The organism is Paenibacillus sp. TCA20, assembly GCF_000732325.1.
Taxonomy (GTDB): Bacteria; Bacillota; Bacilli; order Paenibacillales; family Paenibacillaceae; genus Paenibacillus; species Paenibacillus urinalis.
In genome coordinates this window covers 152,462-168,339 of record NZ_BBIW01000009.1, presented here as the reverse complement: position 1 = coordinate 168,339, position 15,878 = coordinate 152,462, and the positions used below count along the sequence as shown (strand labels likewise).

The window sequence follows — 15,878 nt, the reverse complement described above, 5'->3', positions numbered from 1 at the left end:
TCTCTGCTTTCTCTTCTTCAGGATCTCTTTTATATCTATGGTACAAACCAATACGTTTCTTTCATATCTGCATGTGTAGTAATTGCTTCAAGTGCATTATCTCGATAATTTTCAATGGTCTTTTTTTGGTTGGAATACATGTAAAAGAGAATTAGAATCAGCACGATTAATACGCTGACGACGATCATATTTACCACTCCTTTTGACTTCATCCTGTCCAGAACAGATCAAATTAAAACTCAGGCATGGTTCTACGGCAAATTTCCTTATCAGACTATTATAGATAAGACTTCTTAAATAGAGATGGAGAACTATTTATTCGCCTTTATTTTCATACAGACTGCTTGCACATAAACAACAAATTCTTGTTATAATACATGAACAGGAGGAATCATCATGCCATTATTTCAATATGGAACTCAGACCATTGAATACAAATTAAAGAGAAGCGACCGTCGTAAGACAGTGTCCATCTCTGTTAATCAAGAAGGTGTACAAGTGGTCGCTCCTAATACCGCTGAAGAACATGTCATTGAAAATATCTTACATCGTAAAGGGACCTGGCTACGCACTCAATTGTTAAATTTTGAAGAGATGAAGCAGAGCTCTCTCCAACGGAGGTTTGTTTCTGGTGAGAAGCTGCCGTATCTAGGAAGACAATATCGATTAAAGGTGATTAGAACCAATGATTTTACAGCACCAGAAATTAACTTCTATCAAGGTCAATTTCGAGCATACATTCATACTGATATACCAGAACACCAATATAGAGAAATCCTCATGCCACTCTATGTAGAGTGGGTTAAACATCGAGGAATGATCTTTACCAAAGATCGAGTAAGTAAATTCACAGATAAATTTCAACAATATCCCAATAAAATCATTATCAAGGATCAAGAACAACGTTGGGGAAGCTGTACTACTGCCGGCAATATGCTATTAAACTGGCGGATCTTCTTAGCACCTGCCTCAATTGTTGATTATGTACTTGTGCACGAACTGGTACATTTGAAGTATATGAATCATTCCAAGGAATATTGGGAAACCGTACGAATGCTGCTCCCTGATTATGAACAAAAGAAGGATTGGCTGCGTGTAAACGGATCAACACTAAATATATGAAAATGACCAGCAAACAGGTTGCTGGTCATTTTTATTATTTTTTGCCATATTGGGTTTCTGCGAGTGCTGTAAAATATCCTGTCAGCATCGAAGCATCACTCATATTCATCTTCTGTTTGAGCAGCTTTACCTTCAGATCTCCAGTCAATTGACGCTTAAAATCCGTCTTCGTCGTCCAGTCACTAATTGGTGTAACGCGCTCCTCAATAAACTGCTGTACATCAACGGCAATTTCTTTCAATTCATAATCCGCCCGCTGCTCACATACTTCATAGAGTTTGTTGTAGTAAGGCTCCTGCATATAAGTCAGACCGCTGTTTGTATTACCGTTTGCTTTCTCTATCATCTCATCACGGACCGCATCCAGCTTCTCTAACAGCTCGAAGATGGTCATCTGACGCTCTTTATAACGTGCCAGCAATTCCTCAACCTTCTGCTTCAAAGAAGTATAATAGACTTCATCCTCGCCAAGACGAACTGAGATTTCTTTCTTGATCGCATGCTCCATCTGAGCTGCTTTCGTTTCTGGGAGCGTATTCTTATCCAGCTCTTCTTTGAAAGATACATCCAAAATCGATACCGGATCTCTAGCATCAATACCAGCAGAACGCAAAAAGTCATGTACAATCTGCCTAACCTTCTCTCCGCAATCAGAGATGTCCATGCCATCATCAATGGAAAACCGGGATTTAGCTAACTGACGGATGACACCAAGACGCTTTAAGGCTGGTAGGAACCTTTCACCTTTAGGACTTGGCATCACCTTATCCATACTCTCCGCAAATCGTTTATAAGCAATATCAAAGTCCGCGCGTACATCTTCATCTACGAGTCTTAGAATACTTTCTTCCAGCTGATCCGGTTTCAGTCCATCAAAGAAACGCATTGTAGAGCGATGACGCTGCTCAAGTCTTGGTAATTCATTATCAATCGATTGTAATGCTCCCTGAACATCATTCGCGCTGAAGATCTCAAGAGCTTGATCTAAGAAACGGGACACTCCAAAATAATCTACAATAAGTCCATACGATTTATTCGCATCATATTTCCGGTTTGTTCTAGCAATCGCCTGCAGTAAGTTATGTTCTTTGAGAGGTTTATCCAAATACATCACTTGCTCAATTGGTGCATCGAAGCCAGTCAATAACTTATCACAGACGATTAACAACGCTAACTTATCCTCGGAAAATGGCTTCTTAAAACGCTCAATCAGCAGTTTTTCTTCGTCTTTCGAGATGTGATAGTTTCGTAATTCTTCCTCATCATTCTGTCCAGCTGAGAAAATTACTGCTGTTTCAAACTTTCCCATCGCATATTGATCGATCAGTTTCTTATATTCAACTGCAGCCGCGCGGGAGACAGCTACCACCTGACCTTTATAGCCATTGATTAATATACGAGATTCAAAGTGGCGAACGATATCAAGAGCAATTTCTTTCATTCGCTCTGGTGCAGTTAAGAGGAGCTGATCATTCACGTATTTCTTCTGTATCTTCTCTCTGGCATCATCGTCATACTCGAAGAAGGTGCGGGCAAATAACTCGTCCAATGTATCTCCCTTCATATGTAGGTTCGGAAGCCTGGATTCATAATGAATCGGAACCGTAGCCCCATCTTCAACTGCCTGCTCAATCGTATATTTATCGATGTAAGAGCCAAACTTTCCTGTCGTCGAGCGAGTTTTCTTATCTATCGGCGTACCGGTAAATCCAATAAAGGTTGCATTGGGCAATGCCTTACGCATGTTGAGGGCTAGTCCTTTATACTGTGAACGGTGGGATTCATCTGTCATGACGATAATTTGCTCAGATTCCGAGATGATAGGAAAGGCCTTCTCCTCATCACCTTGGAACTTTTGAATCAGCGTCATCACGGTTGTACCTGGACCTTTGGTAAGCTGGTGTTTCAGATCGGCAACTGAACTTGCTTGCGTAGGATTCGGAAATCCTGACTGCTGGAATGTCTTCGTAATTTGATCGTCCAAATCCTGACGATCTGTTACGATGACAAGCATCGGATTCTCTAACGCTGTCTGCCGACGCAGCTTCATCGCTAGATACACCATCGTTAATGATTTACCAGAACCTTGCGTATGCCACACCACGCCGCCGCGACAAGAAGGATTCTTTTCCTTCATGATTCGCTCTATCGTTTTATTGACTGCACGATACTGCTGATAACGAGCTAGTTTCTTTACCTTTCCATCAAAGACGATGAAGTTACGCATAAGATCCAGAACGGTATCCTTACGCAGCATCCCGGATACAAGTACATCCTGCGCCCGGTGACTTCCAATCTCCTCAAAAGTATAAGGATAAGGATCTTTCCATAGACCGTAGTGCTGTGGCTTAGCAAAGATCGTACCTACACGCGCACGATCCCGGCTCGTCACGATCAGCATCTGGTTATACCAGAACAACTTCTCATTTGTGTCCATATAACGTTCGAATTGCCGTACACCTTCAGGAAGCTGCTTGTCTACCTGAAGCTTTGGACTTTTACACTCAATAAGTACAAGTGGTAACCCATTAACGTATAGGATAAGATCAGGACGGATGGTTCCAGCTGCATTTTCAAAGACAATCTGATTGACCACGAGGTAATCGTTGTTCTCGACATTCTCATAATCAAAGAGCTGAACCGTCTGATTCTTCTTACCTGCCCCAACATCCTGCATTACGGATATTCCTTGTCCGAATAGCCAATCGAATATCGTATTATTTGCATGCCATACATCTTCCGCCTGCAAGGAAGTAAACTGCTTTACTACCCGATCTACATTGTATTCGTCAATCCAAGGATTGAGCTTGCGAATTGCATCTGCAAATCTTTGTTCCAAGACGACGCTTGCTCTTGAAGAGCGATCGTTCTCCAATTTAGAACCTTCCATATAGGTATAGCCGTAATTTACTAACTGTTCAGTAAAGGGTTGTTCTACCTCGGTATATTCCAAAGGGTTCATTTTCGTTCACCTCCCGGTTGCGAGCAACGGCTTACACCGTCACTCGTATTTGTCCTGTTAGTAACTGCTGCATTAAACCTTTTTTGAGTTCGAGGTATTTTTCTTTCTCTTGCTCGTAGCTTTCTATCTGTTTATCAACGGATAAAAGGATAGAGGCGATTTTTTGTTGTTCGCTCAGGTTTGGGATAGGGACTGAAAACTTCACAAAATCCTTCACGTTGATATGTTTTATTGTCGAACCTACAAATATATTAGAAAGCCACTTCATTCCTATATCAGAATTTAAATAATATGCTAAATAATTTGGGTCAACAATTGATTCATTAAGTCTAGTTATAATCAGTGCATGACAATAAACTCCATCAAATTGTTCTGTTACTACAGCAGTTGAACCAATATGACCGGATTGAACCGTTAACAAATCGTTTGATTTTACTTTGGCTCTAGTATATTTTTCTGTAAATTCCGAATTAATGTATACGGTTTTAGTTAAATCCAATCTATTCTTCCGTATATTGTTACTTTGTAGATATAAAACACCGTCGGATTTCTCAGTGTAGAACGGAGTTGCGGTACCTACAAATCCATTTGAACAAAAGACACTAACCTCATTTATTGCCTTAACTTCCCACTCAACTGGTATCTCCCCAAGCTTCGTCTGCTTAAATTCGGTATGTCCAATGCCTTTTGTCAGGAGTTGCTGCATTAAACCTTTTTTAAGCTCTTTTGTTTTTTCTATCAGTTGTTCTGTGTTCTCAATCTGCTCATCAACTGTCGAAAGAATCTCGGCGATTTTTTGTTGTTCTTTTAATGAAGGTAATCCAATCTTTAATCCTTTAATTTCAGATACTGCTACCATATTTTTTATCGTTGATCCATGTGTCATATCCAACATTCTTGATTGAACATCCTCTGACATCAATAAAAAATATAAAAAAGTATGGTCAGCTAGGTTTTTCTCTGGTCGAAATCTTAAAAGCGCTTGATTCATTACACCACGTTTTATTCTTTTAGGTACAATTGATACTTTCCCTACTGTCCCTGAACAACTTATAAGGATGTCTTCTGGTAAAACTTCAAAGCCACTAAGTTCATCAAATTTCTCACTTGTAATAAAGTATCTAATATTATTAAATCGATTGTATATAACGTGTTGCTGTTCGTACACTGCAAATCCATCTGCAACAAAAAATTCTTTCTTCAATGCTCCACCAAATGGACCTCGTTTAACCCCAGATCCACCTTTTTGCATAACATCTTGTAACTCCCTTAATTCCCACTCGACCGGTATCTCCCCAAGCTCCGTCATTTTATATCCATCACGAGCCTGCTTCATCACACTTCACCCAACCCTAGTTCACGAAGATAACCATTTAATTTCATTTTTATATCCGCTCGTTTACTTTCCAGCTCAGAAATGTCCATAATTACCGATTCCAGATCCACTTTCTCTTCTTCTTCAGACTTATCAATGTATCGAGTAATATTTAGGTTATAGTCATTGTTCTTAATCTCATCCAATGAAACTACGCGAGCATACTTTTCAACATCTTCATAAGCATCAAAAGCTGCCACGATGTTCTTAATGTCATCTTCTCGAAGTGTGTTCTGGTTCTTACCTTCTTGATATTCACCTTCCGCCGCAATGAACAATACATTGCCTTTACGATCAACAGACTTATTGCGATTGAAGATAAGAACACAAGCAGGGATTCCTGTCCCATAGAACAGATTAGAAGGTAATCCAACAACCGCTTCTAAGAGGTCAGCCTCAACCAATCCTTGACGAATCTTACCTTCTGCCCCTCCACGGAATAGTACACCATGCGGCATAACAACCCCGCACTTTCCATCGGCTTTAAGAGAAGCCACCATATGCTGGATGAAGGCATAGTCTCCCGCATTTTTTGGTGGTATACCATACTGGAAGCGACCATATGGATCATGCTCGGCTTCCTCACGTCCCCACTCTTTTAGGGAAAATGGAGGATTGGCAATAACACGATCGAACAACATAATTTCTCCATCTTCTACGAGCTTAGGCTTACGAATGGTGTCGCCTTTCTCAATGCGATGATCCGGTAAATTATGCAGTAGCAAATTCATCTTGCCGATCGCCCATGTACCCAAGTTCTTTTCTTGACCGAACAAAGATAAAGATTGCGGATTACCGTCATGCTCCCTTACATAATCAACCGATTGAATTAGCATACCACCCGAACCACAAGTCGGATCATATACACGCATGCCTTCCTCAGGCTTAATAAGCTTAACGATTAACTCAACAACTTTGGATGGCGTATAGAACTCTCCGCCTTTCTTCCCTGCATCATCAGCGAACATCTTAATCAAGTATTCGTATGCTCGACCGAGCATATCGGGTTCAGATAAATTTGCATTTCTTAGATCTAATAAGGAAAAATGCTGAAGCAATCGCAGTAATACACTATCTGTCAGCACTTCTTTACGGTTAAAGTCAATTGGTGTTAGGACACCTTCAAGTGTTTGGTTTTCATTTTCAAGTGCTTCAAATGCTACGTTGATTGCTGATCCAATATCGTTAGCATGCTTACGAATCTCTTCCCAACGCGCAGCAGCAGGCACGAAGAATTGGTATTGATCCGGATCATCTGACAAGAGTTGCCCAATCTCTTCCCCATGTTCTTGTACCAACTCTTGCTTCTGCTCTTCAAATACATCACTCAAACGCTTTAAGAATAACAATCCAAAAATATAATTCTTATAATCGCTTGAGTCCACAGACCCACGCAAAATGTCTGCAGATTTCCATAAGTGAGGTTCTAATTCTTGTAAAGTTAACTGACTCATTATTATGTCTTTCCCCCTGTGTTATCCTATAAAAGGCTGTTCTGACTTTTAATAATCATATTTATTACTTTAATTTTATTAAATCTAATTACATAGCCTAGTGCAATCGTAGCATGAAAAAACTAATAATTCGACAGAAATCTCACTCATTCAAGCATCCATATTAGACATTTTTATACTATTTATAAGTTCCAGCTACTTTACCTGGTATCAGAAAATATCTATTGAAATGCACTCTCCAGCACTTCATTCTCTATCTCCAGCTTCCGAGAGGATACAATAATCGAAGAAGCAAGCTCCTGCTTCTCCGATAGAATCCGATGAACAATCTCTTCCACTGTCCCCGAAGAAAGAAAATTTTGCTCAGCTGTTACGATTGGATAGTAAACCTGGACTGGCTTATTCTGACCAATACGATACACGCGATCTGTTGCCTGATTCTCAACCGCAGGATTCCACCACCGTGTATAGTGAATGACATGGTTTGCCGCAGTAATTGTTAGCCCTGTACCCGCTGCCTTTGGTGACAAGATCATCACATCAAATCCAGCTTTCTCATTAAACTGATTTACTACTTCTTGTCTACGATTAGTTACCCCATTAATAATAAAAGGATCAATCTGAAACTCTTCACGTACTGCATCTCGGATAATCTCTTGCATAAGACGAAGCTCGGTAAAAATAAGTGCTTTTTCACCTTTACTTTGTATTTCTCTAAGTAATTTCATCGTTTGTGCGAGCTTAGGTACAGCACCTACGGGTAATGACTTCAAAGTTGGAACCAGAAGAGCCGGATGAGAACAAAGCTCTCTCAATTGTTGAATGGCTTGCAAACCAGATAATGATTTGGACTGAACTTGAGAAATAATAGATGAATACAGCTGTTTTTGTTCCGTACCAAGTGATACGGGTAGTTCAATTAAGCTCTTGGACGGCAATTGACCACTAAGTTCTTCTGACTTTGTTCTACGTTTGTACACCATATTAATTCGAGCCAGCAGTCTTTGCTCCGTCTCCCGGTCTCTTTCCTCAGCTTCTAATTTATCCATGAATTCCTTCTTGAACTCGCTCAGACTCCCAAGCAGCCCGGGTTGCACATAATCCATAATAGACCAAAGTTCGCTCAATCCGTTCTCTACAGGTGTTCCTGTCATGGCCAGTCTAAACTTTACGTTCATTGCTTTGATGACTTTGCTTGCAGCTGTCGTTGGATTTTTAATGGCTTGTGCTTCGTCACAAACTAATGCCTGCCATGCTACTTGTCCGAAGACAAGCTGGTCTCTCACCAGTGTCTGGTAGGTAGTTAGAGTAATCGGTTGCTGTTGTAATCTCTCTGGATCCTTCAAGCGTTGAACTCCAGTATGTATATAAATCTTACTAGCCAGTGGACTAGCAAATTTATGTACTTCAGCGACCCAGTTATCTATAAGAGACTTGGGCACCACGATGAGCGTAGGTGTAAGTTTATTTTGCTCATGTAAATAACTTAGGAATGACACAACTTGAATCGTTTTTCCAAGCCCCATATCGTCAGCTAAGAGTCCGCCCAATTTACGATAGTGGAGAGATTTCATCCACACAAATCCGTCTTGTTGGAATGGTTTTAATTGCGCGTTAAAGTAAGTAGGAGGAGCAGGATCTAAAATCCCTTGATCCATCATTTCCTGGTGTGCAGCCAAAATCGGCTGATTATATTCGAGTTGTGTTATATTTTCAAAAATCTCTAGTACGTAAGGAAGTTTGGTAACATCCACTTCAGGTTTATCACCCAGCGCCTGATGGAAACGACCCACTGCTTCCTCAAACTTTTCCACATCATGTGGGACCTTAATCCAATTTCCATCCAGCTCAATGAATTCGGCACCAGCTTCTCTAGCGTTATTAATTAAATCCTTAAACTGCTCTGTAGAAAAATTGCTATTGGTTTCTCCCTCGGAATCAACTAATGAGACACCAGCATTCAGTTCAAACCATCCTCGTCCTTTTTCTTCTGCATGAACATAAGGTTGTGCCTTATACACTCTTATACCTAGAGATCTAACTCGCTCCCCAAACAGGGATAAATCCAGCTCTCCGAGCTCTGGTAGAAAGGCTTCCGGGTTCTCGGCAAAACGAGGGATATCCTGTCCTCGGATAGGTGCTCTATTTTTTACTACCTTAGCTTGCTGAACTACATCCGTCGAGACAAAAATCTTCCCTGTTTCTGAATCGCTATAATAGGTAGAGTTATTTCCAGCCATCTCATCAAGCAGCTTATCAGGCACTTCATCACTGGATAGATATTTAGGAATAATCTCTATTTCGCTTCCATCGTAGCTAACATCAAGATCTAGCCCATCGGCAAATTTGTAATTTTGTTTCTGTAAATAATCATCTACAGGAATACTAAGCTGTCTAGCCTGAGACTGGACTTTGGCTACGTATGCAAAGACCTGCTCCTTATCCATGACATCAGGTGTTTCCTCGGAGATTAATCTATGAAGTTGATATTGTTCCAATGCCATTAGAATATATGAGCGATCGGGAAGCTGTATCCACGGTCCAATCTGACGAGATGATTTCTCTATATGCCTCCAAGCTGGCAGATGTTTTTCAAGCTTAAACTGAAAACGGGGACTGCCTACGAATCCTTCGTGACCGAGAAACAGCTCAAGCTGAACAGGCTCCGGTACACCAAGTGTTTCTCTGATTTCTGAAGGGGCCTCGACAAGCAATTCATAAGGAAGTAAATATCTATTGTCTGACTCCTGCAGTAATTCTTCGTACCACATGGACTCAATGAGCTCCAGAAGCTCTACATTCGGCTGTTGTCTTATTTCGGCTACTGACATACGAAGTGGGGGAGAGACTATCGTCTGCCCCCCATCACGGAAAAGTTGAATACTAAGTCCCTGCGGCACTTTACCCAATTGCCACGTAATTGCATTATATTCAGGTTCTTTGGTTCTCTTTTTAAGTTTACTCCAAAAACTCATGGTCCTTTATTCCTTTCTGTGTAGCTGTAATTCCCACTCAGATAGTTTTGCATATATCTGGTAAATCTATCCATCCACATTCCCTTTGGAGTATGATGAAGCTTAATTATAAATAAAGGTTCTCCATTAAAAGTCTCATATCTTTCTTTCAATAATGACTCCCTATCTGATGTACCTTTTCTCATATATTCATAACTAGTAGTTCGTGGTAGAATGAAACGCTCAAACCCTGTCTTATAATAGAAATAAACCGCCTTTCCATTTTCGCCAAATTCCACAACTACGAAGTTCTCAAAATATAGAAAAATCACTTTCGGATCATTGGTTCTTTTTAGAGTTTTCACATTATCCATTACTCGTAAATAACGTTTCCAATATTCAAATCTCTCAGTATCGAAATAGTCTTCAAGCTCAGCTTCCACTAGCCATTTATTTACCTCTTCACGTGCTTGTTCCGATAAAAACCGCCAATCTTCATCCCGTTCTCTAGGATCATGAAGTCGCTTAATCGCCTGATCCATGATCTGAAAATGAAACTGTTCAAAAGTTCGACCTTCCAGATAAATCTTCATGAGTTCTTGATATTGTTCAATTGGGTACTTTTCAAACATGCGGGTAATATATTCAATAGTATTTTGTTCTAAGAAATCCTCTCGACTGAGACCCTCTTTTAATCTCTCATAGACCAAAAAATCTTCTAAAGGTGTCTCTGGTTTGATCTTCATCTTCTTCAAAAACTCAGCTATCTTAGGATCTTTATGAATCATAACCTGTAATAGCCCTTGAGCAATTCCTGCCTTATGCATAAAAGCCGGGATAAGCAATTCCTTTAGTTCAGCATCTGTATAATCCGAGTATATAAATGAAATACCCTCATCTTTAAGTAGAAACCTTCTTAGTAAGTCCTCGGTATAAATATGTTTGTAATCTCTCTGGAACTTCTCCCAAATCATATTTGCATTGCCAGGAGTATAACCGTAGGCCAATACCATATTAATCTTTTTCTCTACATCACTTGATTCATTGGTATACGGATAACTATAGGTCAGAACCGAATAGTCTCTCCCTCTAAAAAACTCTGATGCCATTTGTTCCAGACGATCCTCAGATGTACTCCGAATCAGTTCCAGAATTTTTGGAAGCCGTAGATAGCTAATCTGTGAAGCAGTCAGCATATCCACGTCACGATATTTCTCTTCCACCTTTTTTCTTACCGCAGACAATTTGCTCGGTGTAAATGCAAAATGAAAAATATATGATTTATCCTCCATCTTCTTCCACCATTAATCCTTGTAGTTTTTCAAGTAACTGTTCGTCTTTTAATCGGAATTTGAACTCAACACGACGTGATTTATCTTGATCCATCTTCCCGTTCTTATCTAGGATAGGCACACTGAAGGAACGCCCATTCGCCGTAATGACAGCCTTGAGATCCTCTTGATATGGGAACTTAGGAAAGGTCGGTGCAAAAACTTCTTCTACAACGGACAAAGCCCGATCTTGAGAAAGCTTCAAATTATATAGATATCCCCCGTCACTATCGGTATGTCCTTCTACTATAATTTGAGCAATCTCATCCCGGAATTGGTCAGATAATAAAATTTCAATGTATTTGGGTATAAACATTTCAAGGTATTCTGTTCCTTTAACAGAAACAGTACTGCTGTCTTTATTAAAAAATACGCCTCCAGAGAAGCGAATAGCTCCTGTCTGCTGATCAATTTGCAAATCTAAATTAGAATCCTGAAAAGCAAGCATCAATTCTTCGATAATTTTCGACTTAACTCCAACTACCTCTTCAATCAACTGGTTATTCTGGGCAATGACTTCTTCCTTCTGCTTAAGTGCTTCCGCAGCTTCATCCATGGCTTGTTGTTGCTGCTCATAGGCATTTTGCGTGTCATACATTGTAATCATAATCACAAGTGCAAAAATGATTAATAATGCCGACATTAAGTCTGTGTAGGAGATCCAGGAACTTTCCTTTTCTTCTCCTACACCGTTACTACCCTTTGCTCCCCGTATTCCTCGTGCCACTTGATATCCCCCTCACTTAAACGGTTGTAGCACGCTTGGCTTGATTATTTATTTCTATTACAGACTGCTTGAGCTCTTGAATTACATCTGGCATATCAACTAATCCGTCTCTCATGGAATCCACACCTTTTGCTAGAAGATTCACAGACGTAGTAAGCTCTTCATCAAACTTCTCGAACGTTCTCATAATTCCGCGATGCATGTCATCTGTAAATTGACTCATTGAAGTACTCAGCTGCTTACTTAACTTGTCCATAGTCTCTTTATTTTCGGACCAGAGCGAACCTAAATACTCTACGCGCTCGTCCATATCTTCCACTTGCTCCGCTAAATTCGTTTGGATACGTTCAACGAGTTGATCGAAGACCCTACGATCTTTCTCTGCTTGCTGTAACATATCTCCCATTTTTTCCTGCAGATCATTATATTGAACGGCATTGTTCTCAAAATGAATCAGGAGCTTACCAAGCTCTTCACTAGAACTTTGGGTATGACTTGCTTGTTCTGATAAGGAAACTGCTAACTGTTCCTGGCTCAATGTCATTTCTGATATTCGTTCCAAGTTTTGACCCAATAACTCTTGTACGACTACTTGCTTCTCTGTCTGATCCACAATAGATACTACATTGGTTTGAAGTTTTGATATATGTTCGTCAAAGTGTGCGTTAAACACATTTCTTTCTTCAATTATTTTTCCTAATAAGCTACTAGTAGCAGATTGCAGCTCACTATTCGTAGATGTTGTATCATTTAGTTGAGCAACCGTTCCCTCAAGTACTTTCTGATAATTTGTTATATTATCCGTATAGTTATGTATCTCTTGGGTAAGGACTGTCGTTTTATCGACCATTTCCGATTGGTTCTTGGCAGCCTCCTGCATAGAATCTACCAAGCCCGTCATTTCTTCATGGACTTTCTTCTGCCACTCTACCGTTGCCTCCAATGCTTCTCCTAACTGCTTCATATGTTCTCCAGTAAGATCATTTAATGAATTCATGACCTCTGAGGTGAGCTGTTTTACGCCATCCATCTGATTTACAGAAGCACTTGTGATTAACTCATTCATCAGTTCTTGCGTTTTTTCCATAGGAGGCAGCAACGATTGGTTCAGACTTTGGTTAAAACCATTTATCATTTGCGGAATCATCTGCTCTGACATAAATACTTGGAAGTCATTCATTTGATTCTTTTGGTTTTCTAGCATTTGTACTAGAAATGTATTTTGATCCTGAGTTGGGAACGCTTCATCAAACGAATCCCTTATTCTGAAGTACGCATGTTGTAGTCTTGGAAGGAAAAGTTTCTTATCTAGGGATTGCCATGTGATCGAAGCGAATATCCCGAAAATTGACGAAGCAAACTTTGATTGCATACCACTCAAAAGGGAACTTACCCCTGCTCTCATGTTTTCAGAATTCGCATTGAGATCTAGCGATCCGACTCCAACGGCAAGACTCGCAAATGTCCCAAGAATACCAATCGATAGGAACATGCCAGGAATGAGTTCAACGAACTTTCGATTTCCATATTTATGGACTAGTTCTTCCTCTACGAAGAAATCGTAAACGTCAGGAACGAGTTTTAAGCTTACTCCTTGGCTCATATACTTTTGATGGAATGATTTCCAAGCAGGTACAACATAATTCTTCACATATTTACTTTCCTGATTTAGGATCCAGTCATTCATCTGGTTAAAACGTTCCGTTATATCATCTACTTTTTGTATTTCAATCAATTTTTGCTGAATCATTTCAGATTCGTGTAGAACCTCTTTGTTCTGCTTAAACCTACGGATAAGTTGATAGATTCCAAGAATCAAAATTGCTCCAACGCAGACGATAATTACGAAAATTGAAGATACACTCACTGTTAATCCCCCGAATTTATAATTATTTGAAAAAGAACCCTATCGGGTCCTGCTATAACGGATTTGAAGCTATTTTGCGGTCTAAGAGTCCGATTTACGTTCGAAGTAATGAAGCAGTCTGTACTCGCAAATTTCTTTCGTCCACTTATATACCAACTCTCGATCTGCTTCTTTAATCTGAAATCCTACCCTGAACTGATCATTCGAGTAGATCACTTGCTTATTAGATGACTTTGACCAGTGGGTCATTGGCATTCTGCTAATTAATTGAGCGGTACGATCAAGTGGGGCATCCCACAGTTTTTGCGTCTCTGAATCGGAGAAATCGACAGACTTTCTTGTCTCGTCACCCATATAGAAATCATAGAAGAACGGCACCGCTTCGTCCGCGGTGATAGGCTCCATCCAATTCTCCGATCCACGTTCAAGCATCACAAGCAGCAGCGTCATTTTATAGCTTTTGCGTAAAATCGTATTATCCACCTCTTGAAACCACTTTAAATATCGTTTAGCCACACTGGCTTCTTCTTTGTCTAGTTCATTTGCTAAGAATAAGAAGTTGATATATGAATCAAAAAGTGACCGGTACTCCTGACTGACTATAGATCCTTGCTCATGAAGCTCAATATAATTAGGTCGTCTACCTAGTTTCTTTTTCAATTCTCGATAAGCTATCACGGCATTCTCTTTACGTTTACCGGAACCAATTAACTTCTTCTCAACTGCTATCGCTTCTTCTAACTGCTTAACGAAGCGTTCAATCGATTTGGGTCCAACTCCTGGAATATTATCTTGCAGAAGCGAAAGGTTCTCAGGAAGTTCTTGGAGCATAGTAACCTTCAGCTCATTAAATAAATACTCCAAAATGGCCTGGTTACCCTTAAGATTTAATTCGGACATTGACATTCCCGCCATAGAAGCAGGGAAAACAAGTTCTTTATTCAAAAACGATTTCCTGATTTCGATTCTATCGATTACATCATTCTGGGTTTTGATTGTTGTGTTGTCTTGTTCCATAGTCTCAGTAGACTCTACAGTGTCTACTTTTCTAGTCTCATCTTCAGAAATACGCACTTCTGGCATGATAGTTTCCTCGATAGAAGCAGCTATCTCTTCCTTAGAAACATTCATATCTTCGTTATTTATAGGAATGCTAACTGGCTTTTTGTTCAATAAAAACCAGGCAGGGGAACGCTTTGTAGACTGGCTCCCATTCTTCGCAAATTTAAAAAATGCTCCGAGCACTTTAAGTCCAAACAATTCTTCTTTGAGCTCCCAGCCGCCAACAATCCATAGCGCTCCTCCACTCGCCCTTTTGTCTAAAATGTTATGTCCTTTGGAAGATAGGTACTCTCCAATTTCCATATCCGATTTTTCTTGATTGCCAGTTTCTAAGACCTCAATTGAAGTAGTCTGCTGAATATCAGCAGCAGGATTTTCAGCCCTTTCTGTTTGTTCAAACTTATTGCGATTATTCATCTCTGCTATTTGGGCAATGGATTCATGCAATTGTTGAAACTGCTTATTCATTGTTGGGAGAATTTTAGATTCAAATTGAGCGCTAAGCAATTGTTCGATTTGCTCCCCCATATCTACCGAATGATCTTTTTTGGGTATATCTTCATCTTTGATAGGCCTCGGCATCAGGTAATCCGGAAGTTCAATTTCCAACGGACCATAAGCTTCCGCATACCATAATGCTAAAGTGAAAATATGTCTGTGTGCTGACAAAGCCAAATCTATCTGAATGGGTTTTAAATCATGTGCAGCCATATTACCGTTCTTACGCAGCCAGTCAAAGCTGTCCTTCAGTTCATCCGAAATGACATTTCTTCGTGATAGAAGATGAACTCGTTCACTTGGTTTTATTGAATACACAGGCTCCACTTTCTCCATTTTTGAAACGATAGTTGCGAGTTCTTCGCTAAATAACCTTCCTTGAGTCAAGGTTGTGCGTGGATTCGTCCATATATCTGCTTCAGCTTGAATAGCTAAAGTAGACAAGCCTTCATTCACTTCACCCAAGAATTTAAAAATCGACATGTTACCTTAACTTCCTCCATTCACTTCCCTGTATAATAAGTCC

At 40.0% G+C, this 15,878-nt stretch carries 10 protein-coding genes; 1 reads left to right on the top strand and 9 read right to left on the bottom strand.

All coding sequences use genetic code 11. From position 1 onward, the window contains the following. Positions 1–35: 35 nt before the first annotated feature. Positions 36–188: a hypothetical protein gene (locus tag TCA2_RS27680; RefSeq protein WP_238546435.1), complete on the bottom strand. Its 153-nt coding sequence runs from the start codon at positions 186–188 to the stop codon at positions 36–38. 208 nt (positions 189–396) lie between these two features. On the opposite strand from TCA2_RS27680, the gene TCA2_RS17480 reads away from it, so the two are divergent. Further along, on the top strand, positions 397–1,122 hold the full coding sequence (locus TCA2_RS17480) for a M48 family metallopeptidase (RefSeq protein WP_047912887.1): 726 nt from the start codon (positions 397–399) through the stop codon (positions 1,120–1,122). 34 nt (positions 1,123–1,156) lie between these two features. On the opposite strand, the gene TCA2_RS17475 is transcribed toward TCA2_RS17480, so the two are convergent. The 8 genes from TCA2_RS17475 to TCA2_RS17440 form a co-directional block, all read right to left on the bottom strand. Next, positions 1,157–4,084 carry a type I restriction endonuclease subunit R gene (locus TCA2_RS17475; protein WP_047912886.1) on the bottom strand — a complete coding sequence of 976 codons (2,928 nt, stop codon included), beginning with the start codon at positions 4,082–4,084 and terminating at the stop codon, positions 1,157–1,159. Positions 4,085–4,115: 31 nt separating this feature from the next. Further along, the gene (locus TCA2_RS17470) at positions 4,116–5,420 is read right to left on the bottom strand and encodes a restriction endonuclease subunit S (protein WP_047912885.1); all 1,305 of its coding nucleotides are present in this window, start codon (positions 5,418–5,420) and stop codon (positions 4,116–4,118) included. Then, positions 5,420–6,913, bottom strand: coding sequence for a type I restriction-modification system subunit M (locus TCA2_RS17465; RefSeq protein ID WP_047912884.1), 1,494 nt, complete (start codon positions 6,911–6,913; stop codon positions 5,420–5,422). Before TCA2_RS17465 ends, TCA2_RS17470 begins: the two co-directional genes overlap by 1 nt. Before the next feature lie 221 nt (positions 6,914–7,134). Then, positions 7,135–9,888 (bottom strand): DEAD/DEAH box helicase, encoded by a 2,754-nt coding sequence (locus TCA2_RS17460; RefSeq protein WP_052512130.1) that lies wholly within the window; start codon positions 9,886–9,888, stop codon positions 7,135–7,137. After that, a complete protein-coding gene (locus tag TCA2_RS17455; protein ID WP_047912883.1) occupies positions 9,885–11,159 on the bottom strand; it encodes an EH signature domain-containing protein in 1,275 nt (424 codons plus the stop codon). The genes TCA2_RS17460 and TCA2_RS17455 overlap by 4 nt, the downstream gene beginning before the upstream one ends. Further along, the gene (locus TCA2_RS17450) at positions 11,149–11,925 is read right to left on the bottom strand and encodes an OmpA family protein (RefSeq protein WP_052512128.1); all 777 of its coding nucleotides are present in this window, start codon (positions 11,923–11,925) and stop codon (positions 11,149–11,151) included. Before TCA2_RS17450 ends, TCA2_RS17455 begins: the two co-directional genes overlap by 11 nt. A 16-nt stretch (positions 11,926–11,941) precedes the next feature. Continuing rightward, a complete protein-coding gene (locus TCA2_RS17445) occupies positions 11,942–13,792 on the bottom strand; it encodes a hypothetical protein (RefSeq protein WP_047912882.1) in 1,851 nt (616 codons plus the stop codon). 81 nt (positions 13,793–13,873) lie between these two features. Then, positions 13,874–15,835 (bottom strand): DUF4145 domain-containing protein, encoded by a 1,962-nt coding sequence (locus TCA2_RS17440; RefSeq protein WP_047912881.1) that lies wholly within the window; start codon positions 15,833–15,835, stop codon positions 13,874–13,876. Positions 15,836–15,878: the final 43 nt, after the last annotated feature.